Raw genomic sequence first — 26,397 nt, forward strand, 5'->3', positions numbered from 1 at the left:
CCGGCCCTTATAAGGGAGGCAGGCGGGGCTGTCGATAAAGCAGGCACGAGCGGGGTGGCGGCGTCACAGTGAGGCCGCAAAGCTCCCGCTTCAGTCAGTTCGTGCCGTCCGCCGGATCGTGAGGGACAAGACAATGCCGTCGACCGAACTGCTTATCGCCTTTTTCGCCACCACGGCGATCTTTGCCTATATCCCCGGTCCGGCCATGCTCTATGCTGCGGCGCAAACCATGGCGCGCGGCCGCTGGTCCGGCCTGACGGCGGCGTTGGGCATTCATCTTGGCGGCTATGTGCATGTCATTGCGGCCGCTACGGGATTGTCGGTGCTTTTCCACGCCGTGCCGACGCTCTACATGGCGGTCAAGCTAGTCGGTGCGCTCTACCTGATCTGGTTGGGCGTCTCGCTGTTCCGCGCCAGGGCGCAGGGCGACGCGGTTTTGCCGGGTATCGAGCCGAAATCCGCCCGCCGCGCCTTTCTCGAAAGCATCACCGTCGAAGTGCTCAATCCCAAGACGGCGATCTTCTTCATGGCGTTCCTGCCGCAGTTCATCGATGTGTCGGCGGCATTTCCGGTCTGGCTGCAGTTCGTCGTGCTTGGAACCATCGTCAATCTGATGTTCTCATCGGCAGATATCATGTGCGTGTTCCTGGCTGGTGCCGTGATCGGCAGGTTGCGGCGCTCAAGTCACGCGCAGCGGCTGATGCAGCGGGCCGGTGGCGCGGTGCTCGTCGGGCTGGGCGTCCATGTCGCCCTGCAGAAGAGCTGATCCGTTGCGCTGCGCCAAATTGCGGTATATCGGCTTCGCCACGACGACCGGCCATTCCGGTTCATTGTTTTGATGAACGTTTCCAAGAGCGTTGAGATCGGCTTTTCCCGCGCGTTGCAGATGACATGATCAAGCACAATCCGCCTTCTCCCGAACCCTTGCACCGCGCCATCGCGCGGTTTGGCAGCGCCACCGTGCTGGTGGTCGGTGACTTCATCCTCGACCGGTTCGTCAACGGCGTCATCGAGCGGATCTCGCCGGAAGCGCCCATTCCGGTGCTGCACGGGCGTGGCGAAACATCGGCGATGGGCGGCGCCGGCAATGTCGTGGCCAACATCGTCTCGCTCGGTGCGTCCGCCATAACGGTCTCGGTGATCGGCAACGACCAGGCGGGCAAGAATGTGATGCGCATGCTTGGGGAGTTCGGCGTCGACACCGGAGGCCTGGCGCGGGACGGCGATCGCATGACCTCGTCGAAAAGCCGCTTCAGCGCGCTCAACCAGCAGGTGCTGCGCTTCGACGAGGAGGAAATCAAGCCGCTGGGCGATGCGGAGCGGGCGACGCTGATCCGGCATTTCCGCGAAGCGCTCCCGCAAGCCGACATCGTCATCCTGTCCGACTACGGCAAGGGCATATTGCTCGACGGCGTCGCCGGCGAGCTGATCTCGATCTGCCGCGAGGCGGGAAAGCCCGTGCTGGTCGATCCGAAGGGCAGCGACTATGCGCGCTATGCCGGGGCGACCGCGATCACGCCCAACCGCAAGGAACTCGGTGAGGCCGTCGGCCGCGCGGTGTTTGCCGACGACGAGATCGTGGCGGCGGCGCGAGACTTGATCTCAGCCCACGGTTTCGATTTCGTCGTCGCCACGCGCAGCGAAAAAGGCATGAGCGTCGTCGGTCCGGGCGATGCCCGGCACATCGCCACGCAGGCGCGGGAAGTGTTCGACGTATCGGGTGCCGGTGACACGGTGATCGCGACGTTTGCGCTGGCGCTTGCCGCGGGCGCCGACCGCGTCATGGCGGCCTCCATCGCCAATGCAGCGGGCGGCGTGGTGGTGGGCAAGCGCGGCACCGCGCGGCTTACCGTCGAAGAACTGACCGGCGCGCTGTTTCGCTCACACGGACCGGTTGCCCACAAGGATGCGATTCTCGATGCCGCCGCCGCCGCCCGGATGGTGGCGGCATGGAAGGACGAGGGCTTGCGCGTCGGTTTCACCAATGGCTGCTTCGACATCCTTCATGCCGGCCATGTCAGCCTTTTGCACGCCGCGCGCAGCCAGTGTGACCGGCTGATTCTGGGTCTCAACAGCGATGCCTCGGTGCGCCGGCTGAAGGGGCCGGGGCGCCCGGTCAACGATCAGCATGACCGAGCCTGCGTACTGGCAGCACTTGCCTCGGTCGACGCTGTCGTCGTCTTCGACGAGGACACGCCGCTGGCGCTGATCGAGGCCTTGCTGCCCGACATATTGGTCAAAGGCGCCGATTACACCGTCGACACGGTGGTCGGCGCCGATGTGGTGCAGAAGGCGGGTGGGCGCGTGGTGCTCGTCGATCTCGTAGCCGGCAAAAGTACGACCGGCACCATCGGCAAGCTGCGCGCCGGCAGCAATACGAACTGAGGAATTCATGTCTGATCTGAACGACTATCTGGTCCGCTCGGCGGCCGCGATTTCGGCGATGGTGGAACGCGACCTCACCGATGAGATGGAGCGGGCGGTGACGGCGGTCGTCGCAGCACTTTCTCAAGGGAAGGCGTTGTTGATCGCCGGCAATGGCGGTTCGGCGAGCGACGCGATCCACATCGCCGGCGAACTGGTCGGACGCTTCCTGAGGGAGCGCAAAGCCTACAACGTCATCGCGTTGCCGGCCAATGCGGCGGTGCTGACCGCCTGGGGCAATGATTACGGCTTCGACACGGTGTTTTCGCGCCAGGTCGAGGCGCATGGCTCGGCGGGCGCTGTGCTGCTTGCCATCTCGACCAGCGGCAATTCGCCAAGCATCCTCGCCGCTGCCGAACAGGCGCGCATGATGGGCATGACGGTGATTAGCCTGACTGGCGACACCGGCGGCAAGCTGAAGCCATTGTCCGATATCCTGCTCAACGTGCCCTCGACCTCGACGCCGATCATCCAGCAGGGCCATCTGTGCCTCTATCACCATCTGTGCGAGGTGGTTGAAGCGCGCCTGAGCCATGGCTGACGTGACGCTACCCGTGAAGCCAAGCCCGTATCCGCTCGAAGAGCCGGGACTATGGGTCGAGCGGATAGGTGACAGGGTTTTTGCCGAGGGCACACCGGCGCTGTTCCTCGACCGCGACGGCACCATTAATGTCGATACCGACTATCCCAGCGATCCAGCCGACATCGTCCTGCGTGACGACATCGTTCCGGTGATCGAGGCCGCCAACCGGGGCAAGATTCCGGTCGTCGTGGTCACCAACCAGTCCGGTATCGCGCGCGGCTATTTAGGCTGGGACGAGTTCGCCGCCGTCAACGGCCGAGTGCTCGACCTGCTGCGCGACGGGAACGTGTTCGTCGATATGGTCGTCGCCTGTGCCTATCACGAGGCGGGTACCGGGCCGCTCGCCATCCCCGACCACCCGATGCGCAAGCCCAATCCCGGCATGCTGCTCGAGGCAGCGACGCGTCTCGGGCTCGATCTGGAGCGTTCCCTGATCGTCGGCGACAAGTCGGCGGACATGGTAGCCGGGCAGCGTGCCGGCCTGGCGCGTGGCTGGTTGGTCGACGGCGAGGCGACCAGTCAGGCCGGGTTCGAGATTCTGCCCTTGCGCGACCGTGACGACCAGAAACGATTGCTGGCGGCGATCGAAGCGCTGCAGTCACATCTCAATTAGTTGGCTTTCGCTATGGCCGGAACGGGTGGGTTGCTGACATTCAGCCGCCCCTAGCTGTCAAGCGCTCGTGCGTAACCACCTGGTGCTCGACCCACATGTCGGCTGAACGCTGTGCTGAAGGTGCTCGCCGAACTGTACCCGACCCGCTCGGCGACCTCGGAAAGCGTCACGTCGCGGCGACGTAGCAAGTCCTTTGCAACGGCCATTCGCCAGGAAAGTAGATACTCCATCGGCGGCACGCCTACGATACGCATAAAGCGGTCAAAGAAAGCCGAGCGGGACAGCGCCGCTTCCCGCGCCAGTTCGGCTACCGTCCAGGATCGGGCGGGGTCGCCATGTATCCGCCGTATCGCGGCCGATATGCGCGTATCCGCCAGGCCGCGCAGGAGGCCTGGTTGCGTGTCATCGCCCTGCAGGGACCGCAGCGCTTCAATCAGCAGCACTTCGACTAAGCCGCGAGAGCACGAGATCGCGGCCCGGTCTGTGTTCGCGGGCTTCCTCGCTCACGAGTCGCGTCAGCGTCGACAGCCGCTTGGCGCCGCGCATGTGCACGAGCGCCGGCAACAATGATACCAGCAGGTCCGCGTCGGGCGAGTCGAAGACGAAGTAGCCGCCGAGCAGCCGGACGTCTGGATCACCGTCAGGCGTTCCATGACGGATCTCGTCGACCGGCGCCGGCGGCGCCCTGGGGTCGATGACTACCGGCTTCACCGGCTCGAAGCCCGACATGACGAAGCCGGGCGTGGCCGGCAAGAGCACGAAGTCGCCAGCCTCAATCGTGATGGGCTCCTGACCGTCGACATGCAGCCGACAGCTGCCTTCCAGCACCGTGCAGAAACTGGGCTCACCGAACTCAGTGTAGCGAACGCCCCAGGCGCCGGCGCCGCTGATGCCCTTGGCGAACACGGTGCGCGGCCGTAGCAGCGCGATGACTTCGGAGAGCGGGTCGATCATTTTTCGGACTTTAGCAAATGAAATATGGACGTTCAATCGTAGATGGTCCGGAAGCCTTCGCCTAAAAGTCGCGTCATTGCAATCTAAAGGACAACGCTATGAAAACTGTACTGATCACGGGCTGCTCGTCGGGCTACGGCCTGGAAACCGCGCGCCATTTCCTGGCCAAGGGATGGAACGTCATCGCGACGATGCGGACGCCACAGCCGGATATTCTGCCGAACCATGATCGCTTGAGGGTGCTGGCACTGGATGTCACTAGCGCACAAAGCATCGCGGCGGCCCTCGATGCCGCCGGTCCCATCGACGCGCTGGTCAACAATGCGGGGATCGGCGTGATTGGCGCGCTCGAAGCCACGCCGATGTCCAAGACGCGACAGGTGTTCGAGACCAACACGTTCGGCGTGATCGCAATGACCCAGGCCGTCGTGCCTCAGTTCCGGGAGCGCACGTCGGGGGTAATCGTGAACGTCACCTCAAGCGCAACGCTGACGCCTATGCCGCTTGCTTCGGTCTACACGGCCAGCAAGATGGCGATCGAGGGGTTCACCGGATCGCTCGAGCATGAGCTGCGCGCCTTCAACGTTCGCGTCAAGCTGGTCGAGCCCGGCTACGGCCCCACGACGCGCTTCAGCCGAAACACGGATTTGCGTCTTGAGGACGTCATTCCGGAACCGTACGCTCCATTCGCGCAGCCGATACTCACTGCATTCGCGCAGCCGGCGTTGGTGACCACCGAGGCTGACGTGGCGGAGGCTGTATGGCGAGCAGCGAACGATGAGTCCGGGCAGTTGCGATTCCCGGCCGGTCCGGACGCCGTGGCGCTGGTTCGCGGATAGGGCGCCTCGCCAATATCCGCAACGGGTCAAAGCTGGCGTTCGGCATGATTGGGTTTTGCCTCGTGCACTGACTATGCACGCAGATTCAACGGACGCTGCTATCCCGTTGTTGCCGGCTGTTTTTTCGCGGCCGGGCTTCTGTCATTGTCGGAGGCTGGCCAATGGGAATGGTTCAGATCAGACCTGAAACGCCACCAGACCCTCATCCTTGACCCGGCGGATGGTCAGTGCCGTCCGCACCGTGTCGACATTCGGCGCCGAGGCCAGCTCCTCGATGACGAAGGTCTGGAAGGTGCCGAGGTCGCTCGCCACGCAATGCAGCAAAAAGTCGGATTCGCCCGACACCATCCAGGCGTCGCGCACGATCGGCCAGCCGCGCGTGCGCTCGGCGAAGGTCTTGAGTTCCGCGTCGGCCTGGTGATGCAGGCCGATGAGGCAGAAGGCGACGACGTCCATGCCCAGCGCCGGTGCATTGAGCAGAGCGCGATAGCCGCTGATAATGCCGGTTTCCTCCAGCCGCCTGACGCGGCGCAGGCATGGCGGCGCCGAAATGCCGACGCGGCTCGACAGTTCGACGTTTGTCATGCGTCCGTCGCCCTGAAGCTCGCGCAGGATCTTCCAATCGATGGCGTCGAGATCGGCTTTGAGCGGCATGGTCGGCTTTCGTGCGCGAAAGAATCTTTCGTGATTTTGTTATTAAATGATGTTGCTGTCCATTCCATCCCTCCGACCGGGATTTTCGGATCGTCGCACCGTGAAACAACTCCTGATTGTCCCGCGCGCCGAAGCTTTCCGGGGACGAATGCCAACTTGCCTTGCTGGCGTCGCGGGCAGCACCTACATTACGCGCGATATCGACGAGATTTCCATGCCACAATCGCTGGCTGCTCTCCGCAGAGGCTTTAGATGACCACCAAGCACGCGCCTGTTCTTATCATTGGTTCCGGCCCCGCCGGCTATACGGCGGCGGTCTACGCTGCCCGCGCCATGCTGAAGCCGATGCTGGTCGCCGGTCTGCAGCAGGGCGGCCAGTTGATGATCACCACCGATGTCGAAAACTATCCGGGCTTCGCCGATCCGATCCAGGGTCCGTGGCTGATGGAACAGATGCTCAAGCAGGCCGAGCATGTCGGCACCGATATCATCAACGACATCATCACCGAGGTCGATCTCAATGTGCGGCCGTTCCGCGCCAAGGGCGATTCCGGCACCACCTACACCGCCGATGCGCTGATCATCGCCACCGGCGCGCAGGCGAAATGGCTGGGCATCCCAACCGAGCAGACCTTCATGGGCTTCGGGGTGTCGGCCTGCGCCACTTGCGACGGCTTCTTCTATCGCGGCAAGGATGTCGCGGTGATCGGCGGAGGCAACTCGGCGGTGGAGGAGGCACTCTACCTCTCCAACCTGGCCAAGAGCGTGACGGTCATTCACCGGCGCAACGACTTCCGCGCCGAGCGTATCCTGCGCGAACGGCTGTTCAAGAAGGACAATGTCCGCGTCATCTGGGACACGATCGTCGACGAGATCACCGGCCGTCCCGGCAAGACGCCCCTGCCGCCTTCGGTGGAAGGGCTGAAGCTGCGCAACGCGGTGACCGGCGAGGAGACGCATCTGAAGGTCGACGGCGTGTTCGTGGCGATCGGCCATGCGCCGGCGGTCGAACTCTTCGCCGGCAAGCTGAAGCAGAAGCCGAACGGCTATCTGTGGACGGCCCCGGATTCGACCCGCACGGACGTGCCGGGCGTGTTCGCCGCCGGCGACGTGACCGATGACATCTACCGCCAGGCGGTGACGGCGGCGGGGCTCGGCTGCATGGCTGCACTCGAGGCGGAAAAATATCTGGCCGGCATTGAGGTTCATCGCGAAGCGGCGGAATAAGTTTATCAAAGCGGCGAGACAAGCCGCTCAAAAGCCTGATTTTTCATTCAGACGCCAAAAACAGAACGAGGGGAATCATGGCGTTGGACTGGGACAAGCTACGCGTGTTTCACGCAGCGGCGGAAGCTGGGTCGTTCACCCATGCCGCCGAGACGCTGCATCTGTCGCAATCAGCGATCTCGCGGCAGGTCAGCGCGCTTGAACATGACGTCGGTGTGCCGCTGTTCAACCGCCACGCCCGCGGTCTGGTGCTGACCGAGCAGGGTGAGATGCTGTTCCGTACGGCGCATGACGTGCTGATGAAGCTGGAGACGATCAAGTCGCGGCTGACCGAGGCCAAGGACCGTCCTTCCGGCGTGCTCAGGGTGACGACAACAGTGGGCCTGGGCGCCGGCTGGCTGACCGAGCGGGTGCAGGAATTCATCGAACTCTATCCCGAGATCAGCCTGCAGCTGATCCTGGCCAATGAGGAACTCGACCTCACCATGCGCCAGGCGGATTGCGCGATCAGGCTGCGCCAACCCCAGCAACCCGACCTTATCCAGCGCCGCCTGTTCACCGTGCATTTCCACCTCTATGCCTCGCCGGCCTATGTCGGCAAACACGGCAAGCCGGCCTCTGTCGCCGAGCTGAAAAACCATCGCATCGTCACCTTTGGCGTGCCGGTGCCGGCGCATCTGTCGGAGTTGAACTGGCTGGAGACGGTCGGCGACTTCGAAGGCGGGCAAAGGGTGCCGACGCTGCAGATCAACGACATATTGTCGATCAAGCGCGCCGTGCAGGGCGGCGCCGGCATCGCCATGCTGCCCGACTATGTGATCAGCAAGGAGTCCGGGCTGGTGCAGTTGCTGCCGGAGACCGAAGTGCCGTCCTTCGACACGTACTTCGCTTATCCGGACGCGATGAAGAACCAGGCGAAGCTGCACGTCTTCCGCGATTTCATCATTGCCAAGGCGCGCAGCTGGTCGTTCTAGGCGTGCCGATATTCAGGTGAGGCCGGGCTGCGAACGACGACTTCCTCCGCTTCCGGTACTCACGTACCAAGGCCCGAAGCTGGTCGTTCTGAAATCTCGTTTTTCAACCCCGCCACGGCGTCAACCGAGGCAGCCAGCCGGGCACGGCGCGGCGGTAGGCCTCGTATTCGGCGCCATAGCGACGGGCTAGCGTTGGCTCCTCATAGAGCTTCACGAATGAGACCATCGCTGTGGCGGCGATGGCGGCGTAGAGGACGACAGCCCAGCTCGAGAACAGCACCGCCTGGCCGAGAATGATCGACAGCACCGCCACATACATCGGGTTGCGAACATGGCGGTAGATGCCGCCGACGACCAGTCTTTGGGTCGGCGCCACCGGGGCGGGGGTACCCATCCCTTCGAGGGCAAAACGGGCGAAGGCATGAAGCAGCAGAGCTGCGGCGGTGACGACAAGAATCCAGCCGACCAGGACGAAGCCAGGCCCGCTCGACAGTGGCAAACGGTAGCGGTCCGTCAACAGCCAGGGCACCACACCGGCGACGACGCCAGGAGCTGCGATGAAGAAGAGCGCACTGCCGGCGATCGCCTGAGGTGTCCGCATCGAGATCTCCCTGGCCCCAGAGCCGCGACCGGGTGCCATAAAAATAAACGCGCTCTGCCCGATTCCGCGTCATTCGCGTTTTCGGAATTTCCGAACAGAATCAGTTCTGCTTCGCGGTTCGGCAATGGCTTTAGCCTCGAAGCGCACGCCATTTCATCGATTTTTCTGGTCCTATCGAGCTTGGGAATGGGTTAGACCACAGCCTGCGTCTTTTTGCATGCGTGTGTTGCAAAATAGATGCTTGTTTCTTGGGCATGATGAGCACATATATAGATCATCTCCTGGGCGCGTTCTCCTCCCATTAGCGCCCGCGAGTGTTCCCCTCTGGAGGTTAGCCTTAACAGGCACTTCCAATCAAACTCAGCCGGATCTTCGTTGATCCGGCTTTTTTGTTTTCTGGGCCTGTCCGTACTGACGGAAAATTGATCAACATTGCCGCGTAACAGTGACATGTAACCTCAGGTAACATGTCGCAGACGCGCGCTATGGAATAAGCAGAGCATAGGACGCGGTGTGGTCCGTCCGGGAGATGGGGGCATCACTCGGACGATCCGGGCTCAGGCGGCTACCGCGTCCGAACCAATTCCTTCCGCCAGCCAACACGGCGGAAACCATGCGGCGGACCTGCCGTTTTACCTCCCACGAAAACGGTCCGCAAAAACGGCGTCCGGATCATCCGGACGCCGTTTTTCGTATCAGGGCAGGCGGCGGAACGAAGCCGCCACCGCAAGAGCCTTTCGGGATGGGCTCTATCTCAGTGTTTGAGCATGATCTTCTCCGAAAACCGGATTCCACTTTTTCGGGATCATGCTCTGATGGCTCAGGCAGCCTTGCCGTTGGCGTTCATCGCTTCGTCGGCCAAGCGGCCGGTGAGTTCAGCCATGTGATCGAATGCGCAGCGATAGCTGGCAACGCCTGCGGTGGCCGAGCGCAATTCGATGATCAGATCACCGATCTCCGCCTGCGGCATGGTTGCCTCGACGACATCCCATCCCGGCCAGTCGGGCCGCGCGTCGTAGCCGAGGATCTGGCCGCGCCGCTGTGGGATAAGGGCAATGATCTTCGAGGTGGCGTCGGACGGCGTGACAATCTCGACCTTCATCACCGGTTCGAGCAGCACCGGCAAGCAGGCGGCCATGCCCTCTTTCATCGCCAGCTTCGCCGCCATCTGGAAGGCCATGTCCGACGAATCGACGGCATGGTAGGAGCCGTCGGAGAGGTTGACGGCGACATCGACCACCGGAAAGCCAAGTGGGCCGGATTTCAGATAGTCGCGCACGCCGGTCTCGACCGACTGGATATAGGTTTTCGGCACGACGCCGCCGGTGATCGTGTCGCTGAACTGGAAACCGGAGCCGCGCGGCAGCGGCTTGATCTCGATCACGACGTCACCGAACTGGCCATGGCCGCCCGACTGCTTCTTGTGGCGGCCGCGCTGCTGGACTGTCTTGCGGATCGTCTCACGGTAAGGGACGGCCGGGGTGTGGCCTTCGACCGGGATCTGGTTCTTGCCTTCCAGCCGCTCGCGCACGACCCGCAGATGCATCTCGCCATGCCCCGACAGTACGGTTTCGGCGGAATCCTGATTGTGGCGCAGGCTGAGAGACGGATCTTCCTCGGCAAGGCGCTGGATGGCCGCCGACATCTTGACCTCGTCCTTGCGTTCCTTCGGGCGTAGCGCGAAGGCGAAGACCGGCTGCGGCGGCGCCAGGGCGACCAGCGGCTTGATGCCGCCCTTGGCCGAGCTGAGCGTCTGGCCGGTCTTGACCTCGTCCAGCTTGCCGAGAGCGACCGTATCGCCGGCCTTGGCCGATGTCAGCTTGGACTGGTCCTTGCCGAGCATTCTGTAGATGCCGGAGACTTTTGCCGTCTCGCCAGTCGAGAGAGCGAGTTCGGAAGCGTCGGCAATCTGGCCGGACAGGATGCGCGACACCGACAACTTGCCGCCATGGGCGGTGTGAATGGTCTTCATCACCTGGACCACGGCCGCATTGCCGTCAGGTGCGCCGAGGCGTTTGCGGGTCGCCTCGATATCGGGCGCGTCATGGCGGAGTGTCTTCAGCAGGCGCAGCACACCATTGCCTTTTTCGGCGGTTCCGATCAGCACCGGCGTCACTATGCCGGCGCGCAGGTCGGCGGCGAGATCGTCGAAGATTGCGTCCTTGGGCGGCTCGATCTCCTCCAGCAACTGCTCCATCAATTGGTCGTCATGGTCGGCGAGCGTCTCAAGCATCGAGAAGCGCGCTTCGAGCTCGCGCGCCTTCTCGTCGCCCGGAATCTGGGCGACCTCGCTTTCGGCATATTCGCGATAGATGTAGGCGCGCTCCAGCGCGAGATCGATCGAGCCGACAACGACGCCCTCCTTGCGCAGCGGAATCTGGCGCAGCAGCAAAGGCGTCGAGCTTGTCGGCTGCAGCATCTTCAGCGTGTCGCGCACGCCCGATATCGCCTTGTCGACCTTGTTCAGGAACAGGATGCGCGGCACGCCGAGATCGTCGAGCTTGCGCATGATCAGCTGCAGGGCAGGGATCTTCTTCTCGTCGGCTTCGGCGACGACCACGGCGATGTCGCAGGCGGCCAGCACCGGCTCGGCCTCGAAGGAGAATTCGATGGAGCCGGGACAATCGACGAAGGTGAACTGCTCGCCCATGAATTCTGTGGTGGCAAAGGTCGCCTCGACGCTCATGGCATGGGCGCGCGCCTCGGGGGAATGATCGGAAACGGTGTTTCCCGATGAAACGGGGTTCTGGCGGGGAACAGCGCCCGTACGGGCAAGTATAGCTTCGAGAAGTGTCGTCTTACCGCTTGCGAAGGGACCGACTATGGCAATGCATTTCGGTCCCGTGCGTCGTCCTCCGGCGCGAGTACCCATGACTGACCTCCACTCAGGCGTTTCCCTGGGAGCGGCGGCCGGCCTGTTCGGCCGTCGCGGGCGGGGTTTTTTCAATCGCCACCTGCCCAGCGACATCGTCCCACGGGTTAGCCGGCAGGGCAAGGGATTTGAAGGCTAACGTGCTGCAGAACGCAGCAGGCGATTCAGCCGGCCTGGCTTCGCCGCGCCGTCTTGGTTGCGCTCTGCATCACCACTGTCTCGGCAAAGCGCGAGAGCAGCGGATTGAACAGTTCCGGGTGTTCCCAGAAAGGCGCATGGCCGGCACCGGGGATGACATGGCAATGTTCCCACAGCGAGCCGTAGGCCACCGTTTCGAAGTAGCTCAGGCGCACCAGCGGGTCATGCTCTCCATTGATCACCGCGACCGGGAACGGGGCGTGCTCGACCACCTGTTTCTGGTCGGCGCCCTTGCCGGCAAACATGCTGCGCGCCACACCTGCGCGCAGCCTGCCGTCGGTGCGCCTTATGGCTTCGCGGAAAGACGGACTGGCGGTGTCGCCGAAGCAAAGCGCCTCAAAGCGCTCGATGTCGCGTTCGGAGTAAACCTTCTTGGAGGCGAGCAGCATGTCCCAGTTGGCGTGAAAGCCGCGCAGCATGCCGAGTGGTCCCCTCGAAACCGGCGGTGTTCCGGTCAACATCAGGCCCCTGACCGCATGATGGAAGCTGGCAAGCTCGATCGCCACATGGCCGCCGAGCGACCAGCCGAAGATGATGGCGCGGTCAATGCCCAGGGCATCGAGAAGCCGGGCTGTCGTTTGCGCAAGGCCGGAAATCGTGTAGGCGGTTGCCGGGTCGCGGGCATCGGAGGAGTCACCGTGCCCGGGAAGATCGAAGGCGATCAGCCGATGGGCATCGGCGAGTGGGCTGTCGAACTGGCGGGCAAACACGGCGCGCGAACTGCCCGAGCCATGGATCATGACGATGGGCATGCCCCGTCCTGACGACTGGCTGAGGCGCAAATCGGCCTGCGGCGTGCGGATCGTGCGGTCGGAGACGCTCATGCTGGATTAGACCTTCAGATTGCGCTGAAGGCCAACATTGCATTCTGAGGTCTATATCTTCTTTAGGCTTGTGGTTAAGAAAGGATTTCGCGTGGGTATGATGACCGAATCCATGGCAGCCAACTCGGAATTTTCGTAATGGACCGCGGACTTGATCTTCTCGTCTCGATCAGCAGCATCGCTACGCTCGGGCAATATGTCTGGTCGATGCGGGCTCATTTCCAGTCATCGACCATGTCTTCAGGCGCCATGATGATTTCGGCGGCCGTGATCGCCACGGCACTGTTCTTTCTTGCGATATTGTGGATCGAATCGCAGCCGGCGGCAGCGAAGATAGCTGGGCTCGCCATCGAATTGGCAAGCTCGGCGCTGTTCTGGTGGGCGATTTCCACGTCGCGAAAGGCGCGGCTGCGCTTCGCATTCGCATCCGACAATCCCGACAGTCTGCTGACCGACGGTCCCTACGGCTACATCCGACATCCATTCTACACATCCTACATCATCTTCTGGATCGGATGGGGCATCGCGACCTGGTCGATCTGGGCGGTGGTGCCGGTTGCCGGGATAGTCGCGATCTACGTCATCGCCGCGCTGGATGAAGAGAAGAAATTTTCGCGCACCGGGCTGGCCGGGGCCTATGAGGCCTACCGCAGACGAGCCGGCCTGTTCTGGCCGCGGCTGGGGTGGTAACCGGTTGCGCCACTATCGATATCGGACGAGACTGCCGGCCGCTTCTTAAGTGAGAAGACGGGGCGAGTTCTTGTTGCCGATCAGTTCGCCACCAGTTTGAGGATGAGACGATGAAGATCATTGCCTGCGGCAGCGTGCCGAGCATCGTTGCGCCGGAAGCCTATTTCACCGGCCGCGTGCTGCAAACGCCGATCATCGAGAAGGAAGCGCCGGCGCGGCTGCGCGCCACCATGGTCAGTTTCGAACCCGGCGCGCGTACCCACTGGCACACGCACCCGCTTGGCCAGACGCTCTTTGTCGCTTCGGGCGCCGGCCGCGCGCAGACATGGGGCGGGCCGATCCAGGAGATCAAGGCCGGCGACGTCATCTCCTTTGCGCCCGGCGAAAAGCACTGGCATGGCGGCGGACCGAAAACGGCGATGACGCATATGGCCATGCAGGAAGCGCTCGAAGGCTCCCACGCCGACTGGCTGGAGAAGGTTACCGACGAGCAGTATGGCGTCTAGCCACAAAGCTTCTGGTTGAGCCGATACGAAAAACCCGGCCGCGCGGCCGGGTTTTCATTTGCGGCGATGTGCGCGATCAGGTCAGCGAGGCGGTGAAACGCTGGATGCGCGTGCAGGCCTCTTCGAGCAAAGCCTCCGAAGTGGCGTAGGAGATGCGGAAGTTCGGCCCGAGGCCGAAGGCCGAACCGAACACGACCGCGACGCCCTCGGCCTCGAGCAGTTCCGAGCAGAAGGTCTCGTCGGTGTCGATCAGCGTGCCGGCTTTCGTCTTCTTGCCGATCAGTTGCGCGCAAGATGGATAGACGTAGAAGGCGCCTTCGGGCGACGGACAGGTGATACCGCGCGCCTGGTTGAGCATCGACACGACGAGGTCGCGGCGGCCCTGGAAGATGGCCTTGTTTTTGGCGATGAAATCCTGCGGGCCGTTCAGTGCCTCAACCGACGCCCACTGCGCGATGGTGCAGGCGCCGGAGGTCTGCTGGCCCTGGATCATGTCCATCGCCTTGATCAGCGCCAGGGGACCGGCCGCATAGCCGATGCGCCAGCCGGTCATGGCATAGGCCTTCGACACGCCGTTCATGGTCAGCGTGCGCTCGTAGAGCTTCGGCTCGACCTCGGCGATGGTCTTGAAGACGAAGTCGCCATATATCAGGTGCTCGTACATGTCATCGGTCAGTACCCAGACATGAGGATGCTTCAACAGCACATCGGCCAGCGCCCTGAGCTCGCTTTCCGTGTACGCGGCGCCCGACGGATTGGACGGCGAGTTCATCAACAGCCATTTGGTGCGCGGCGTGATTGCCTTTTCCAATGCTGCCGCCGTCAGCTTGAAGCCATTGTCGATGGAGGTGTCGGCAAAGGCCGAGGTGCCGCCGCAGATCGCCACCATTTCGGGATAGCTGACCCAATAGGGGCGCGGGATGATCACCTCATCGCCGGGGTTCAGCGTCGCCATGAAGGCGTTGAATAGGATCTGCTTGCCGCCGGTGCCGACAATGGTCTGCTCCGGCCGGTAGTCGAGATTGTTCTCGCGCTTGAATTTCTTGGCGATCGCCTCGCGCAACGGCACGATGCCGGAAACCGGCGGATACTTCGTCTCGCCGCGCCGGATGGCCTCGATCGCGGCATTCTTGATGTTGTCGGGCGTGTCGAAATCCGGCTCGCCGGCACCTAGCCCGATAATGTCACGGCCGGCGTTTTTCAACTCGCGCGCTTTCTGCGTCACCGCGATGGTCGCGGACGGCTTTACGCGGGAAAGGGCGTCGGCAAGAAAGGCCATGACCAGATGTCTCCAGAGAGGATGGGTGCGGCCAAGAGCGGCTGCGGCGCCTCTCATGTCGCATCATCCGGCCAAGCGCAAGCATTGTCGGCTGAGCCAGACCTCAAATCCTCGGCAACAATAAATTCATTAACGAGGGGTAGACCCTTGCGTGGCAGGATCGCAGACCAATTCCGCCGATCTTGCGGAGGGAACCGTGTCGCTCAGCATCGGGCTTGCCCACCACATCATCCGCCAGAATGACGGCACCTTCACCGCTGTCTGGGGCATCTATACGCTGCAGAGCGCCTTCCAGCCGATCTTCGCCTTCAAGGAGGGCAAGCTGTCGATCGTTGCGTTCGAGGGGCTTATCCGGCCGTTTCGCGACGGCGAGCCGCAGTCGCCGATGAGCTTTTTCAACACCTGTCCGGCGGGCGACCGCCTGCATATCGAGGCACTGACGCGGACATTGCATCTTCTCAACGCTGGCGCCTGCCTGCCGGAAGAGGCATCCATCTTCATCAATTTCGATCCGTCGGTGTTCACCGATCGGGTCATCGCCGACAATGCACTGCGCGACATGCGGCTGGTGCTGCAGGAGGCTGATATCGATCCGCGTCGGGTCGTCTGCGAGGTGACCGAGCAGAAGTCGGCGTCACAGGAAGCCCTCTACAGTTTCGTCGAAGCGCTCAAGGCCAATGGTTTTCGCATCGCTGTCGACGACTACGGCGCCGACGAGTCCGACATCAACCGCATCAAGGAACTCACGCCCGACATCGTCAAGTTCGATGCACACTGGATCACCCAACTGATGGAGTCCGGCGCGGGTTTTGCCCTGTTGACCGCCATGGTGGCGAGTTTCGAACAGCAAGGCATCCGCACCGTATTCGAGGGCATCGAGGAAAGCTGGCAGCTTGAACTGGCGGAAAAATCGGGAGCCTCGATGGTGCAGGGCTTCGTGCTGGCGCGACCCGAACTGGCGCCGACCAGTTTTCGCGCCTCCGGCAAGGACACGCAGCCGCCGGCAGAAGAGGCCGATGCAAGCAAGGCGCCTGCCAGCCTGAGCGCGACGACACCTTCGGGACGACCGGTGAAGGCGTTCGGGCGCAGGACGACGCGATGACCGGTCGGCATGACAGGCGTCGCAATGTCGATGAGGTGATCTTTGCCGATGAGGTCGGCATCGAATACGGCGTCTATGGCGAATTCCGGCTTAAGAGCGCCTATCAGCCGATCTTCGCGCCGCGCGGCCGGTTCTTGAAAGCTGTCGCGGTCGAAGGTCTGGTCGAGCCGCAGCGCGCCTCGAGGCCGGTTGCGCCGCCGGTGTTCTTCGACGGCGTTCCGGCATCGGATCGCCTGTTTGTCGAAACCATGTGCCGGATGCTGCACCTGAGGAATTTCCGCAACATCGGCGTCGACGGGCTCGACCTGTTCTTCAACTACAACCCGCTGATCAACGACCATCTCGGCCGCGCGCTGGCCGAAATCCGGCTGATGACCCGGCATCTCGGCGAGCTCGGCCTGTACCCGGCCATGCTGGTCTGCGAGATCACCGAGCAGGCGGCCGACGACAAGGTTCTCGTCGGCCTGGTCCGCGAGATGCGGCGCGACGGCATTCGCATCGCCATCGACGATTTCGGCACCGGCCACTCGACGGAAGAACGGATGGCCCTTCTGGCTCCCGACATCGTCAAGATCGATGGCGCCTGGTTTGCGGAATTCTGCCGCCATGCCGCTGCCGAACGGTTCTTTCGTCCGCTCGTATCGATGCTGCACGATCGCGGCGCCAAGGTGCTGGTCGAGGGGATCGAGCAATCCGTGCACCTTCGCGTCGCGCTGGACGGTGGCGTCGACCTGTTGCAAGGATTCCATCTCGCCAGGCCGGCGCTGGCCGGCACGATCTTCAATGAAGAGCCGCTGGCCATCGACGTGCTGCTGGGCATGGACAACAAGGTCGTCCCGTTGCATCAGCGCCGCTGATGGTTGCGCCAAAACAAATCACTGGATGACATTGCCGCTGCCGGGATAGAGCCTTGGGCCTATCCGGGCCTCAAGAGCCATCGCCATACCAGTGAGGGGAGCGCAAGTGACCATACTTTACGGGATGATCGACAGTGGCAATTGCTACAAGCCGCGCCTGTTGATGGCCAAGCTCGGCCTCGCCTTCACCAATGTCGAGGTGAGTTCGCATACCGGCGAGACGCGCAAGGCCGACTATGTCGCCAAGAACCCCAATGCCATGGTGCCGCTGCTGGAACTCGACGATGGCCGGCGGCTCGCCGAATCCAACGCCATCCTGCTCTATCTCGCCGAAGGCACACGCTTCCTGCCAACCGACAGATACGAGCGGGCGCTGGCTTATCAGTGGCTGTTTTTCGAGCAGTACAGCCACGAGCCCTATATTGCGGTGCGCAAGGCGTTGCTGACCTTCCCGGAAAGAGCCGCGGATGCGACGCCGGAGCGGCTGGCGGTAACGCTGGAGCGCGGCAACAAGGCGCTCGGGGTGATGAACAAGAATCTGGCCGAGCATGCGTTCTTCGCCGGCGATGCGCTGAGCATCGCCGACATCGCACTCTATGCCTATACGCATACGGCGCAGATGGGCGGCTTCCAGCTTGACGCCTATCCGGCGGTCACCGCCTGGCTGAAACGGGTCGAGGCGGACCCGGGACATGTGCCGATCGAATGGCTGCCTTGATTCGGTCCTCACGCTGTCGCCGCTTCGCGGCTGCTCCGGACGGGGCGCGCCAAAAGGCGCGACACCCGGTCGGTCTTGCGGCCTTCGGCCGGTGGCGTGAAATGGCCTGCTTGGCCGAGATACTCTGCTATTTTAGAAGGCGGTCATATTCCGAGTGAGTGCCGATCCAGAACCAAACCATGTCGTCGCGGTCACGGACAGCCATGGCGCGGTAGTTCTGGTCAACTCGCGCCGACCAATAACGTCCGACTTGTTTGAAATGCAGCGACGGGTGAAACGGGTCAGCGCGAAGCTTGGCGAAACGGTTGTTCGCCTTTGTCCTGATTGATGAGGGTAGTTTGCCGTAGGCCTCCCAGAAAGAGGGAGTGGCAAAGTGATTCACAGAGGTCGGGTCCGGCCCGCGCGATGATCGGCCAACGCCTGTTCGGCAAGTTTATCCAGCCTGCCCGCTTTCGCGTCGGCCTCGATCTGCCGGTCCCACATATCAGCCTGAAGCGCCTCGAACCAGGCGGCAAACGCCTTCAGTTCCTCGGGGCTCAGGTCAGCGACGGATTTTTCGATTTGTTCGAGCTTGGTCATCGGCAAATAGTACCATAACTGGGCTAAAAGTACCACAAGTGGGACTACAAGCCCGGGCCAGCTGCATCTGAAATGCAGACAAATAAAAAGGCGGGACTAATCCCGCCTTCCCATTCCGGTAGCCTGATCGGGAGCGTTTGATCCGGGCCGGCAGCTATCTGCTGATCCAGCTTTTCGGGGTTCTTCCGCTCCGGTGCGCTTCGCGCGCGACCGTCAGTACATCCGTGACTTGCCGCGCGCCCCGAGCTACCGCCCAGCGCGCGCCATTCGCAAAATCAGGCCGCCTTGCTCAGAGATCCAGCGGACGACTTGCCAGTGCGGCGGTCCTGCTCGATCTCGAAGTTGATCTTCTGGCCTTCGACCAGGGTCGACAGCCCAGCGCGCTCGACAGCGGAGATGTGGACGAAAACGTCCGCGCCGCCATTGTCAGGCTGGATGAAGCCGAAGCCCTTGGTGGAGTTAAACCACTTGACCGTACCAGTTGCCATTTAGAATAGTCCTTCACATTTGCTTTAGTTTGACCGAACCGAAGTCCAGCCGGTGTGCATCGAGATTTTGGAGATAGACGTCAGCAAACGCGAAGATCGCGAGGCCCGGATCGATCGGCCGAAATATCAATGGGACGCATATAGTCTGGTTTTGCACCAAAAACAAGATGGCGCGGGAAAAGGCGTGGCTGCGGCGCTGCCCCACGACCGCCCCAATCGCGTGAAAGCGTTGCAAAATCAGGCCTACAGCGTCACGCGTTTTTTTGGCGCTCACTGTGCGCTATGGCTTTGATTGTGCACATGATCCTTGCTGAAGATCATGCGCGGCGGGAAGATCGTACCGCCTTCTGGGCGTCCGGTTTTGGGGAGAGAACCATGAAAACCATTCTGCTTGCCGCTTGCCTTACGCTGGTGGCCGCCGAGGCGCAGGCGATCTCGCGCTACGACCCGACACGCATGAGCTGCGACAGGGTGCAGGCGACGATTGCCAGGCAAGGCGCGGTCATCCTGCGCTACCAGTCGACGCGCGTGCCGGGGCTGCCGCTCTACGACCGCTATGTGCAGAGCCAGCAATTCTGCAACTTGGGTGAGGTCAGGAAGCGTGCCTATGTGCCGAGCGCCGATACGAAATCTTGCCCGGTCTACATCTGCAAGCGGCCGGAGTTCGACCGGCATTTCCGCCGGCGCATCCTGCAGGACTGAAACCGAAATTTCAGAACCCGAACGACACTTGTGCCGGCGGCGGCGGGCCGACGCGCACGCCTTCCATGGCCAGCATCTTTTCCTTGGTGGCCGAGCCGCCCGGCGCGGAAAAGCCGCCGATCTTGCCGCCGGCGGCAAGGATGCGGTGGCAAGGGATAACCAGCGGCACCGGATTGGCGCCCAGCGCCGCGCCGGTTTCGCGAGGCAGGCCGGCATGGCCGGCACGCTTGGCCAGTTCGCCATAGGTGGTGGTTTCGCCATAGCTGAGCTTGCGCGCGGCGTCATATATGGCGAGGCGGAAATCGTCGACGCCGGCCAGATCGACCGGCACGCCGGAGAAATCGATGTCTTCGCCGGCGGCATAGGCCTTGATCGAGGCGATCAGATCGACAACCCACTGCGGCTCTGAAATCGCGGCCTGCTCGGCAATGCCGGCATGGCGCAGCAGCCGGCGCTCCACCGCGTCGCGATTGTGCTGCGGCAGGCAGAGCCGGTTGAGGCCGGCCTCGCTCCAGGCGATGCCCATGAAGCCAAGCGCGGTTTCGAACACCGCATGGCCGGTGGTGGCGATGGTTTCCATGATGTGCTCCTTTCCGTGAAAACGGATGGAATCCGGTACATATCGAGAACGACATATCGCATTTTTCGGCCGGTCTCACCACCCGAAAACCACTGGAAGTCCACGACAGGCGTGGATTGCCCGATGGGAATCGCTGGTGTAAGGACTTCTTAACAACCCAGACAAACCGGACCCGTGCGCGGCTTGCCAGCAAAATTCATCTTTCCCGCCATCGGCGTGATACTTGGTGCCGCCGCCCTCAGCGGCTGCACCTCGACCTCGCAGACGGTGCCGGCGCCCGGCTTCACCCAAACCTCTGCTGCGGCAGGAACCGATGCCGGCTTTACGCTGGCGCTGCCAGATACGGTTTCGGTCCTGCCGGAATCGTCCGGTATCGCGCCGGTGCAGACGGCGGCGCTGCCTGTCCAGACGGCTGTCGACCCTACCGAGGTGCCAGCCCAGCCCGCCGCCTTTGCCGGCCCGACGCCTTTGGCCGCCACGGCGCCGTCGGCGATGACGGCAAGTGCTGCACCCGTCTATGCGACGGCCGCAGTCGCCATGCCGGTTACCGGCCAGGCAGCTGCCGTTCCAGGCGGCAAGACAGTCGTCATGCCCGGCGTTCAGCAGGCCGCCTATGTCGTGCCACAAAACCCGTCGGCCTTGCTTTCGACCAGCCCCACTCAGGAATACTCGACAGGACCGCGCGGCGAGATCGAGCGGCTGATCGACAAATATGCCGCGCTCTATCAGGTGCCGGTGGATCTGGTGCGCCATGTCGTCAACCGCGAGAGCACCTTCAACCCGAAAGCCTACAATCGCGGCCATTGGGGGCTGATGCAGATCAAGCATGCGACCGCGCGCGGCATGGGCTATCTGGGACCGGCAAGCGGCCTGTTCGACGCCGAGACCAATCTGAAATACGCGGTGAAATATCTGCGCGGCGCCTGGCTGGTGTCTGGCGGCAATGCCAAGCGCGCCGACCAGCTCTACCAGAGCGGCTATTACTACGACGCCAAGCGCAAGGGCCTGCTGGAAGAAACCGGCCTTGGCCGCGACCGCAGCACGCGCCGCCGCCTGCAACCCGATGCCTGAGCCACGTCCGCCGGGGCCAAACGACATCCGGCTGCGCAAGATCCTCGACGACACTCTTGTCCCGCCGCGCTGGCCCGAAGGCTTTGTCATGCGCGGCTTCGAGACTACCGATGCGCTCGCTTTCCACACGCTGCTGACCACCGTGTTCGACGACGGCTCCGACGGGCCGTTCGACGAATGGTGGCCGCGCATTGCCAATGACGCCGAATTCGACCCGGCTTTGTGTTTCCTGGTCATCGACCGCAAGGGGCTGCTGGCAGCGGCGGCGCTGTGCTGGACGAGGGCCTTCGTCAAGGATCTTGCCGTCCATCCGGAGGCGCGCGGCCAGGGCATCGCCGAAGCGCTGATGTGGCACACCTTCGCTGTCTTTCGCGCGCGTGGTTCCGCGCATGTCGACCTGAAGACCAACACGGTCGAGAACGCCGCCGCCGTCCGGCTCTACGAGCGTCTCGGCATGACGCCGGTTGCCTGGGAAGGGTAGGGCAGTTTCTGCCGCAGCGAAGCCTCGCTGGGAAGAAAACGTTCGATTCGTGAACTGCTTCACATAGGCCGCTGCTGGCAAATGCTAATTCCTATATCACGCCGCTCGGCCAACTGGGGATTGGCGAAAGGCAAGATATCGGAGGGGGCTGCGCCGGCATGTGTCAGCCACTCCCAGGCGGGTCCCAGGCGGGGTTTGGGACCTGCCTGTTCCCGTGCTCCGGCAAGAAGCGACTTTTTCTCCTCAGCCCGAAACTCCTGTTTGACGCCGGCCGCTCAGATGTCCGGCGCGTTGCCGATCTTCTGCTTGAGATCGAGCGCCCAGCCGCGGCCTTCATCGCCGCCCCACAACAGCCAGGCGATGTAACCGGCCGATGGGTTGTCCTCATTGCCGTAGTTTTTTCCCTTCTTGTCGACCTCGTGGCGGGCGAAGTAGCTGACCATGCGGCGGATGGTGGAGGGTGAAAGCCTTTCCCGGTTCTTCAGCTCGGTCGCCCGTGCCACGCCGATTTCGGTGCCGCCACGGCCGAACTCTTTGCGCAGTCTGAGGCCCTTGGCAGCATTGTCGGCAACGATCTGCGGGCAGCGCAGGTCGATCTCGTCATTGTCGGCTTCGCGCATTTTGTTTTCTCCCGATTGCACAAGATTAAGCCTGCGCGGAGAATGCCGGGAAAGCGACACCGGTTCCGCGGCGCCGCACTGTGGCGCCGTGACGGAATATCGGAACCACTCCCGGCGACGGCCGGTTGTCGGCTAGAATGCCGGACGAAACGAGGGAGAAGTCCATGCCCAAGATCGATATGTCAGCCGTTCCCGCGCGCAAGGGCTCGCCCTATCCACCGCCCTTCGATCAACCCTGTGCCACCCGTACGCGGTGGCGCTTGGGCGATGCCGGGGGCCTCAGCGATTTCGGCGTCAATCTGATGACCTTGCCGCCGGCCGGGTGGTCCAGCCAGCGCCACTGGCACAGCCACGAGGACGAGTTCGTCTATGTGCTCGAAGGCGAAGTGACGCTCGTCGAAGACGGCGGCGAGACGGTGCTGCGCGCGGGCGACTTCGCGACATTCGCGAAGAACACCGGCAATGGCCATCACCTGATCAACAAATCCCAGGGGATGGCCGTCTATCTGGAGGTGGGCTCGCGCAACCCGCACGACCTCACCACCTGCTCCGATATCGACATGATGAGTTCGAACGCCGACGGAAGGTTCGTGCACAAGGACGGCTCGCTGTATCCAGATCAGAGCTGAGCGGTGCTCAGCTCGTTCTGATCTGCTCGACCGCGGTTGCCAGCAGCTCGTTCATGGCCTGGCGAATCTGAACATCCGACTGGGCGACGCCAGCCGCGTCGAAATCGGCGCGTACCTTGCGGAACACATCGTCGTCGCCAGCCTCTTCGAAGTCTGAATGCACCACCTCTTTCGCATAGGCGTCGGCGTCGGCACCGGATTTGCCGAGCTTTTCGGCGGCCCACAGGCCGAGCAGCTTGTTGCGGCGCGCCATGGCCCTGAATTTCGTTTCCTCGTCCATGGCAAACTTCTTTTCGAAGCCTTCCTGACGGTCTCTCATGCTGCTCATGGTTTGCCTCGTTCAGATTGTGAGTGCGACCTTCATCCGCTGGACCTTCATCCGTTGTCTGGGGGAAGAGCGGCCAGGAGAGGCGAGAGTGGCGCGCATGCATGTCATTAGCAAGGCCGGATCGGCTCCTATGGCGATGTGATTTGACGTTGCCGCGCCGTGACCTACTCTCTGACGTCTGCTGGATGAACGGAGGAGACGAGCAATGCAGTCACCTTTCAAGGACATTCGGAGCGCCGCGCTGACAGCGGCAGTGATCCTTGCCGCCGGCAGCGCAGCCTATGCCCATCACGGCTGGTCGTGGACGCAGGACGGGTTTTTCGAGCTCAGAGGCACGATCACCGCCATCTATATCGGCAATCCGCACGCCACGCTGGATGTCGACGCCGAGGGAGAGGCCTGGCGGGTGGAGATGGCGCCGCCATCCCGCACGATTGCCGCCGGCTTCACCGAGGAGGTTGCCAAAGTCGGCGACGAGGTGACCGCGATCGGCAACCGCTCGGTCGACGCGACCGAAAAGCGCATGAAAGCAGTCCGCATCATCGTCGGCGGCAAGACGTATGATGTCTATCCCGACCGCGTGCCGCCGGCGTAGATGGCCGAGTTCCTCGCCGGCATCGAGCAGCTTGCGTTGGCGCGGTGGCTGAAGGCCTCCTTCATTGCCTATCCCATCGTCAACGCGCTTCACATCATGTCGATCGGCGCGCTGCTGACCAGCGTCATGCTCATGGACCTCAGGATCTGCGGCGCCTTCCGCTCGCTGCCATACGCGGCGTTCGTCGTGCTGCTGCGCCGCACGGCATTGGGCGCGTTCGCCTGTGCGCTTGTCACCGGCTTGCTGCTGTTTTCAGTCAAGGCGAACGAGTATGCGGCGATGCCGATTTTCCTCGTCAAGATGGCACTCATCCTGCTTGCCGGCATCAACCTCCTCGCCTTCATGCGCCTAAGCCGCGCAAGGGGCGGTGACGAGCCGGCCGGCGGGGCCGTCGCCATTCTGGCGGTGCTCTCGCTGATGCTTTGGACTTCCGTGCTTTTCGCCGGACGCTTCATCGGTTTCCTCTAGCAAATCTGGGCGCCGGCACTGGCCTTCCCAAGGCCGGCAGATAAGCTACCCTCCAGATCACAGGGTTGTCGCACGAAACCCCCTCATCCGGCCGCTTCGCGGCCACCTTCTCCCCGCTGGGGAGAAGAGGTTGGCGCCGGCGCTGACAGGCTCCTCTCCCCTCGGGGAGAGGTCAGCCGAGCGAAGCGGAGGCTGGGTGAGGGGGCTTGGCGCCAGCCTGACCAACAAAGGAGGATTTTGCCATGAAGAAGGAAGTCATCGAAGTGCCTGTCATGTCGGCCAAGGTGCGGGCGCTCGGCCTGCCGTGCTCGACAGCGGTCAGGGCCAACGGCTTCGTGTTCATCTCGGCGACGCCGCCGGTCGACATGGTGACCGGCGAGATGGTGCGCGGCGACATCGAAACGCAGACCGAGGCATCGCTGAAGGCGCTGAAACACTGCCTGGAAGCGGCTGATACCTCGCTGGAAAACGTGGTGATGGTGCGCATCTACGCCGTCAATTCCGGCTTCTACAACGCCATCAATCGGGTCTATGCGAAGTATTTTTCGACCAACCCGCCGGCGCGCAGTTTTGTCCCGGTGGCGTCTTGGCCGATGGAGTTTGATATCGAGATTGAATGTGTGGCGGTGGCTTGAGGGGTTCGCTGGCGATGTTTACAGCGGCTTTTTTTCTTCAGTGCCTGGAAGCGATTGGGGCTCAGACAGTGTCCATAAACTGGCCGTTACGTCGTCAAATCGGACATGTGGGTATCTGGTGTTCAATCTCTCAAGAGCTTCTACATATACTTTATTGTGATCGTGATTTTCGGTTAGGATGAATATCAAGGCTGTTGAGCCTGCTTTCATCGCACTGAAATCATAATCGAAGCGGTCGCGTAAAAGCCGCATATGCTCGTCTGTGAGGCGATCTACATTATCCTTAGCGAACTTTGCTCCCCGCACTAGATTCCGAAACGCGAGGCAGAAGGTGTCCCAATAAATACGGAAGTTTGGATCCCCCAATTGTATGACCGCCTTGCGTGTAACTTCATTCAGATGCGCGTCCGCATCGAAATCGGAGAACGCGTCCATCGGCGCATTGACCATGGCATAATGGGTCAGCTGGCGGGCTAGGTCGGCTCGATCCTGGAGGAAAGTCTCTTCGAAGAATTGACGCCTCTTGCGTGAGGTATCCGCTATTTCCTCGCGAAGCTTAGAAATTTCCCTTTGGTCATCCCTCCAAATAAAATACGGCGCGGTCACCAACCGAAGTGCAATACCACCGCCAACGACCGTTAGAATCGTCCATGCGAGATAACCTTGATACGCGGCATCCATTGCTTCGCCACGCGCAAAGAATATCGCCGGAGCGAGAACGCCACCAACAATTGAAACTTTGTCGGTAAAAAGTACGGAACCCGCAAAGGCGCGGTGAAAACACTTCCCCAAATAGCCCATTTGGGAACAATGCCCGGATTCTATATCCTTGGGTAGTCACGGGCCGGGCCAGCACGTTCAACGCCGCCGCTTGGGGGCGCAACAGCGCCAAGATCGATGGTACGCTTCTGCCGCCGCTCACTTCGCGCTAAGTTCAATTCAGAGCCGATGGATAGGGCAAATGATGGACATTACAAGTGATCAACGCGAAGCATGGTCAAAGCGGCCTGAGAATCACGAATGGGAAGGGATTATTGGTCCCCACTACAAACGACCTGACGGCGTTGTGAACATAGAGGCGCTTCATGAGATTGCACGTCTCAACGGACTGACGGACACACGTTCCGAATACGGCCACTTGAATGTGGGGCAAGTCGCAATGAATATTCGAAACCGGCTTCGCATCCTGTGGAAGCAAGGTATGTTGAAACTACCAAGTATCTAAGGCATGCTTGTCAGTAGTTAAGCAAATGAGTAGCGCTGCCCCTCATCTGCCTGCCGGCATCTTCTCCCAGAAGCGAGCTAG

At 62.2% G+C, this 26,397-nt stretch carries 33 protein-coding genes and 1 pseudogene; 21 read left to right on the forward strand and 13 right to left on the reverse strand.

Annotated features, from left to right (window positions below; all coding sequences use genetic code 11):
• The first annotated feature begins 133 nt into the window (after positions 1 to 133).
• From LHFGNBLO_RS16805 to LHFGNBLO_RS16820, 4 genes are all read left to right on the forward strand, one after another.
• Positions 134 to 766 carry a LysE family translocator gene (locus LHFGNBLO_RS16805; protein ID WP_258609143.1) on the forward strand — a complete coding sequence of 211 codons (633 nt, stop codon included), beginning with the start codon at positions 134 to 136 and terminating at the stop codon, positions 764 to 766.
• Between the two features lie 125 nt (positions 767 to 891).
• Positions 892 to 2,385 carry a D-glycero-beta-D-manno-heptose-7-phosphate kinase gene (gene rfaE1, locus LHFGNBLO_RS16810; protein ID WP_258609144.1) on the forward strand — a complete coding sequence of 498 codons (1,494 nt, stop codon included), beginning with the start codon at positions 892 to 894 and terminating at the stop codon, positions 2,383 to 2,385.
• Between the two features lie 7 nt (positions 2,386 to 2,392).
• Positions 2,393 to 2,965, forward strand: coding sequence for an SIS domain-containing protein (locus LHFGNBLO_RS16815; protein WP_258609146.1), 573 nt, complete (start codon positions 2,393 to 2,395; stop codon positions 2,963 to 2,965).
• Entirely contained in the window at positions 2,958 to 3,620 is a 663-nt protein-coding gene (locus LHFGNBLO_RS16820) for a D-glycero-alpha-D-manno-heptose-1,7-bisphosphate 7-phosphatase (protein ID WP_258609149.1), read from the forward strand. Before LHFGNBLO_RS16815 ends, LHFGNBLO_RS16820 begins: the two co-directional genes overlap by 8 nt.
• A gap of 50 nt (positions 3,621 to 3,670) precedes the next feature.
• Here LHFGNBLO_RS16820 and LHFGNBLO_RS33660 read toward each other — a convergent pair.
• Positions 3,671 to 4,574, reverse strand: a pseudogene (locus LHFGNBLO_RS33660) (AraC family transcriptional regulator).
• 98 nt (positions 4,575 to 4,672) lie between these two features.
• On the opposite strand from LHFGNBLO_RS33660, the gene LHFGNBLO_RS16830 reads away from it, so the two are divergent.
• Positions 4,673 to 5,413 (forward strand): SDR family oxidoreductase, encoded by a 741-nt coding sequence (locus LHFGNBLO_RS16830; RefSeq protein WP_258609151.1) that lies wholly within the window; start codon positions 4,673 to 4,675, stop codon positions 5,411 to 5,413.
• A 177-nt stretch (positions 5,414 to 5,590) separates the two neighbouring features.
• On the opposite strand, the gene LHFGNBLO_RS16835 is transcribed toward LHFGNBLO_RS16830, so the two are convergent.
• Entirely contained in the window at positions 5,591 to 6,067 is a 477-nt protein-coding gene (locus LHFGNBLO_RS16835) for an Lrp/AsnC family transcriptional regulator (protein WP_258609153.1), read from the reverse strand.
• Positions 6,068 to 6,319: 252 nt separating this feature from the next.
• Between LHFGNBLO_RS16835 and trxB the strand changes: the two genes are divergently transcribed.
• Both trxB and LHFGNBLO_RS16845 read left to right on the forward strand, forming a co-directional pair.
• Positions 6,320 to 7,294 carry a thioredoxin-disulfide reductase gene (trxB, locus tag LHFGNBLO_RS16840; RefSeq protein ID WP_258609155.1) on the forward strand — a complete coding sequence of 325 codons (975 nt, stop codon included), beginning with the start codon at positions 6,320 to 6,322 and terminating at the stop codon, positions 7,292 to 7,294.
• Between the two features lie 77 nt (positions 7,295 to 7,371).
• Positions 7,372 to 8,268 (forward strand): LysR family transcriptional regulator, encoded by an 897-nt coding sequence (locus LHFGNBLO_RS16845; RefSeq protein WP_258609158.1) that lies wholly within the window; start codon positions 7,372 to 7,374, stop codon positions 8,266 to 8,268.
• A gap of 103 nt (positions 8,269 to 8,371) precedes the next feature.
• On the opposite strand, the gene LHFGNBLO_RS16850 is transcribed toward LHFGNBLO_RS16845, so the two are convergent.
• The 3 genes from LHFGNBLO_RS16850 to LHFGNBLO_RS16860 all read right to left on the reverse strand — a co-directional run bounded on the left by LHFGNBLO_RS16850 (position 8,372) and on the right by LHFGNBLO_RS16860 (position 12,763).
• Positions 8,372 to 8,869, reverse strand: coding sequence for a methyltransferase family protein (locus tag LHFGNBLO_RS16850; protein WP_258609160.1), 498 nt, complete (start codon positions 8,867 to 8,869; stop codon positions 8,372 to 8,374).
• Positions 8,870 to 9,689: 820 nt separating this feature from the next.
• The gene (locus LHFGNBLO_RS16855; protein WP_258609161.1) at positions 9,690 to 11,741 is read right to left on the reverse strand and encodes an elongation factor G; all 2,052 of its coding nucleotides are present in this window, start codon (positions 11,739 to 11,741) and stop codon (positions 9,690 to 9,692) included.
• Positions 11,742 to 11,905: 164 nt separating this feature from the next.
• Complete coding sequence (locus LHFGNBLO_RS16860) at positions 11,906 to 12,763, reverse strand: alpha/beta fold hydrolase (RefSeq protein ID WP_258609162.1); 858 nt, start codon at positions 12,761 to 12,763, stop codon at positions 11,906 to 11,908.
• Positions 12,764 to 12,901: 138 nt separating this feature from the next.
• On the opposite strand from LHFGNBLO_RS16860, the gene LHFGNBLO_RS16865 reads away from it, so the two are divergent.
• Together LHFGNBLO_RS16865 and LHFGNBLO_RS16870 are read left to right on the forward strand one after the other, a co-directional pair.
• On the forward strand, positions 12,902 to 13,453 hold the full coding sequence (locus LHFGNBLO_RS16865; RefSeq protein ID WP_258609163.1) for a methyltransferase family protein: 552 nt from the start codon (positions 12,902 to 12,904) through the stop codon (positions 13,451 to 13,453).
• 110 nt (positions 13,454 to 13,563) lie between these two features.
• Positions 13,564 to 13,959, forward strand: coding sequence for a cupin domain-containing protein (locus tag LHFGNBLO_RS16870; protein WP_258609164.1), 396 nt, complete (start codon positions 13,564 to 13,566; stop codon positions 13,957 to 13,959).
• A 76-nt stretch (positions 13,960 to 14,035) separates the two neighbouring features.
• On the opposite strand, the gene LHFGNBLO_RS16875 is transcribed toward LHFGNBLO_RS16870, so the two are convergent.
• Entirely contained in the window at positions 14,036 to 15,238 is a 1,203-nt protein-coding gene (locus LHFGNBLO_RS16875) for a pyridoxal phosphate-dependent aminotransferase (RefSeq protein ID WP_258609762.1), read from the reverse strand.
• A gap of 196 nt (positions 15,239 to 15,434) precedes the next feature.
• Here LHFGNBLO_RS16875 and LHFGNBLO_RS16880 point away from each other — a divergent pair, with 196 nt between their 5' ends.
• The 3 genes from LHFGNBLO_RS16880 to LHFGNBLO_RS16890 all read left to right on the forward strand — a co-directional run bounded on the left by LHFGNBLO_RS16880 (position 15,435) and on the right by LHFGNBLO_RS16890 (position 17,915).
• Positions 15,435 to 16,340: an EAL domain-containing protein gene (locus tag LHFGNBLO_RS16880; protein ID WP_258609170.1), complete on the forward strand. Its 906-nt coding sequence runs from the start codon at positions 15,435 to 15,437 to the stop codon at positions 16,338 to 16,340.
• Positions 16,337 to 17,197, forward strand: coding sequence for an EAL domain-containing protein (locus tag LHFGNBLO_RS16885; RefSeq protein ID WP_258609172.1), 861 nt, complete (start codon positions 16,337 to 16,339; stop codon positions 17,195 to 17,197). Before LHFGNBLO_RS16880 ends, LHFGNBLO_RS16885 begins: the two co-directional genes overlap by 4 nt.
• A 106-nt stretch (positions 17,198 to 17,303) precedes the next feature.
• Positions 17,304 to 17,915 carry a glutathione S-transferase family protein gene (locus tag LHFGNBLO_RS16890; protein ID WP_258609174.1) on the forward strand — a complete coding sequence of 204 codons (612 nt, stop codon included), beginning with the start codon at positions 17,304 to 17,306 and terminating at the stop codon, positions 17,913 to 17,915.
• Between the two features lie 127 nt (positions 17,916 to 18,042).
• Here LHFGNBLO_RS16890 and LHFGNBLO_RS16895 read toward each other — a convergent pair whose 3' ends face one another.
• The 3 genes from LHFGNBLO_RS16895 to LHFGNBLO_RS16905 form a co-directional block, all read right to left on the reverse strand.
• Positions 18,043 to 18,297 (reverse strand): type II toxin-antitoxin system RelE family toxin, encoded by a 255-nt coding sequence (locus tag LHFGNBLO_RS16895; RefSeq protein WP_258609176.1) that lies wholly within the window; start codon positions 18,295 to 18,297, stop codon positions 18,043 to 18,045.
• On the reverse strand, positions 18,294 to 18,494 hold the full coding sequence (locus LHFGNBLO_RS16900) for a hypothetical protein (protein ID WP_258609178.1): 201 nt from the start codon (positions 18,492 to 18,494) through the stop codon (positions 18,294 to 18,296). Before LHFGNBLO_RS16900 ends, LHFGNBLO_RS16895 begins: the two co-directional genes overlap by 4 nt.
• A gap of 275 nt (positions 18,495 to 18,769) precedes the next feature.
• Complete coding sequence (locus tag LHFGNBLO_RS16905; RefSeq protein WP_112396569.1) at positions 18,770 to 18,982, reverse strand: cold-shock protein; 213 nt, start codon at positions 18,980 to 18,982, stop codon at positions 18,770 to 18,772.
• A 52-nt stretch (positions 18,983 to 19,034) separates the two neighbouring features.
• Here LHFGNBLO_RS16905 and LHFGNBLO_RS16910 point away from each other — a divergent pair, with 52 nt between their 5' ends.
• Together LHFGNBLO_RS16910 and LHFGNBLO_RS16915 are read left to right on the forward strand one after the other, a co-directional pair.
• Complete coding sequence (locus LHFGNBLO_RS16910; RefSeq protein ID WP_258609181.1) at positions 19,035 to 19,274, forward strand: hypothetical protein; 240 nt, start codon at positions 19,035 to 19,037, stop codon at positions 19,272 to 19,274.
• Between the two features lie 83 nt (positions 19,275 to 19,357).
• Entirely contained in the window at positions 19,358 to 19,684 is a 327-nt protein-coding gene (locus tag LHFGNBLO_RS16915) for a hypothetical protein (protein WP_258609183.1), read from the forward strand.
• A gap of 10 nt (positions 19,685 to 19,694) precedes the next feature.
• Here LHFGNBLO_RS16915 and LHFGNBLO_RS16920 read toward each other — a convergent pair whose 3' ends face one another.
• A complete protein-coding gene (locus tag LHFGNBLO_RS16920) occupies positions 19,695 to 20,264 on the reverse strand; it encodes a methylated-DNA--[protein]-cysteine S-methyltransferase (RefSeq protein WP_258609185.1) in 570 nt (189 codons plus the stop codon).
• Between the two features lie 183 nt (positions 20,265 to 20,447).
• Between LHFGNBLO_RS16920 and LHFGNBLO_RS16925 the strand changes: the two genes are divergently transcribed.
• Together LHFGNBLO_RS16925 and LHFGNBLO_RS16930 are read left to right on the forward strand one after the other, a co-directional pair.
• Complete coding sequence (locus tag LHFGNBLO_RS16925) at positions 20,448 to 21,335, forward strand: transglycosylase SLT domain-containing protein (RefSeq protein ID WP_413774692.1); 888 nt, start codon at positions 20,448 to 20,450, stop codon at positions 21,333 to 21,335.
• Positions 21,328 to 21,816 (forward strand): GNAT family N-acetyltransferase, encoded by a 489-nt coding sequence (locus tag LHFGNBLO_RS16930; protein WP_258609764.1) that lies wholly within the window; start codon positions 21,328 to 21,330, stop codon positions 21,814 to 21,816. Before LHFGNBLO_RS16925 ends, LHFGNBLO_RS16930 begins: the two co-directional genes overlap by 8 nt.
• A gap of 275 nt (positions 21,817 to 22,091) precedes the next feature.
• Here LHFGNBLO_RS16930 and LHFGNBLO_RS16935 read toward each other — a convergent pair whose 3' ends face one another.
• A complete protein-coding gene (locus LHFGNBLO_RS16935; protein ID WP_258609188.1) occupies positions 22,092 to 22,436 on the reverse strand; it encodes a hypothetical protein in 345 nt (114 codons plus the stop codon).
• Positions 22,437 to 22,600: 164 nt separating this feature from the next.
• On the opposite strand from LHFGNBLO_RS16935, the gene LHFGNBLO_RS16940 reads away from it, so the two are divergent.
• Positions 22,601 to 23,065: a cupin domain-containing protein gene (locus tag LHFGNBLO_RS16940; RefSeq protein WP_258609190.1), complete on the forward strand. Its 465-nt coding sequence runs from the start codon at positions 22,601 to 22,603 to the stop codon at positions 23,063 to 23,065.
• A gap of 7 nt (positions 23,066 to 23,072) precedes the next feature.
• Here the strand turns inward: LHFGNBLO_RS16940 and LHFGNBLO_RS16945 are convergent, their stop codons facing one another.
• Positions 23,073 to 23,393: a DUF1476 domain-containing protein gene (locus tag LHFGNBLO_RS16945; RefSeq protein WP_258609192.1), complete on the reverse strand. Its 321-nt coding sequence runs from the start codon at positions 23,391 to 23,393 to the stop codon at positions 23,073 to 23,075.
• A 205-nt stretch (positions 23,394 to 23,598) separates the two neighbouring features.
• Between LHFGNBLO_RS16945 and LHFGNBLO_RS16950 the strand changes: the two genes are divergently transcribed.
• From LHFGNBLO_RS16950 to LHFGNBLO_RS16960, 3 genes are all read left to right on the forward strand, one after another.
• Positions 23,599 to 23,988 carry a DUF6152 family protein gene (locus tag LHFGNBLO_RS16950; protein ID WP_258609194.1) on the forward strand — a complete coding sequence of 130 codons (390 nt, stop codon included), beginning with the start codon at positions 23,599 to 23,601 and terminating at the stop codon, positions 23,986 to 23,988.
• The gene (locus LHFGNBLO_RS16955) at positions 23,989 to 24,456 is read left to right on the forward strand and encodes a DUF6644 family protein (RefSeq protein ID WP_258609196.1); all 468 of its coding nucleotides are present in this window, start codon (positions 23,989 to 23,991) and stop codon (positions 24,454 to 24,456) included.
• Between the two features lie 242 nt (positions 24,457 to 24,698).
• Positions 24,699 to 25,091 carry a RidA family protein gene (locus tag LHFGNBLO_RS16960; RefSeq protein ID WP_258609198.1) on the forward strand — a complete coding sequence of 131 codons (393 nt, stop codon included), beginning with the start codon at positions 24,699 to 24,701 and terminating at the stop codon, positions 25,089 to 25,091.
• 18 nt (positions 25,092 to 25,109) lie between these two features.
• Here LHFGNBLO_RS16960 and LHFGNBLO_RS16965 read toward each other — a convergent pair whose 3' ends face one another.
• The gene (locus LHFGNBLO_RS16965) at positions 25,110 to 25,892 is read right to left on the reverse strand and encodes a hypothetical protein (RefSeq protein ID WP_258609200.1); all 783 of its coding nucleotides are present in this window, start codon (positions 25,890 to 25,892) and stop codon (positions 25,110 to 25,112) included.
• Between the two features lie 160 nt (positions 25,893 to 26,052).
• Between LHFGNBLO_RS16965 and LHFGNBLO_RS16970 the strand changes: the two genes are divergently transcribed.
• Positions 26,053 to 26,316, forward strand: coding sequence for a hypothetical protein (locus LHFGNBLO_RS16970; RefSeq protein WP_258609201.1), 264 nt, complete (start codon positions 26,053 to 26,055; stop codon positions 26,314 to 26,316).
• Positions 26,317 to 26,397: the final 81 nt, after the last annotated feature.

This window comes from Mesorhizobium sp. AR10, from assembly GCF_024746795.1.
Taxonomy (GTDB): domain Bacteria; phylum Pseudomonadota; class Alphaproteobacteria; order Rhizobiales; family Rhizobiaceae; genus Mesorhizobium.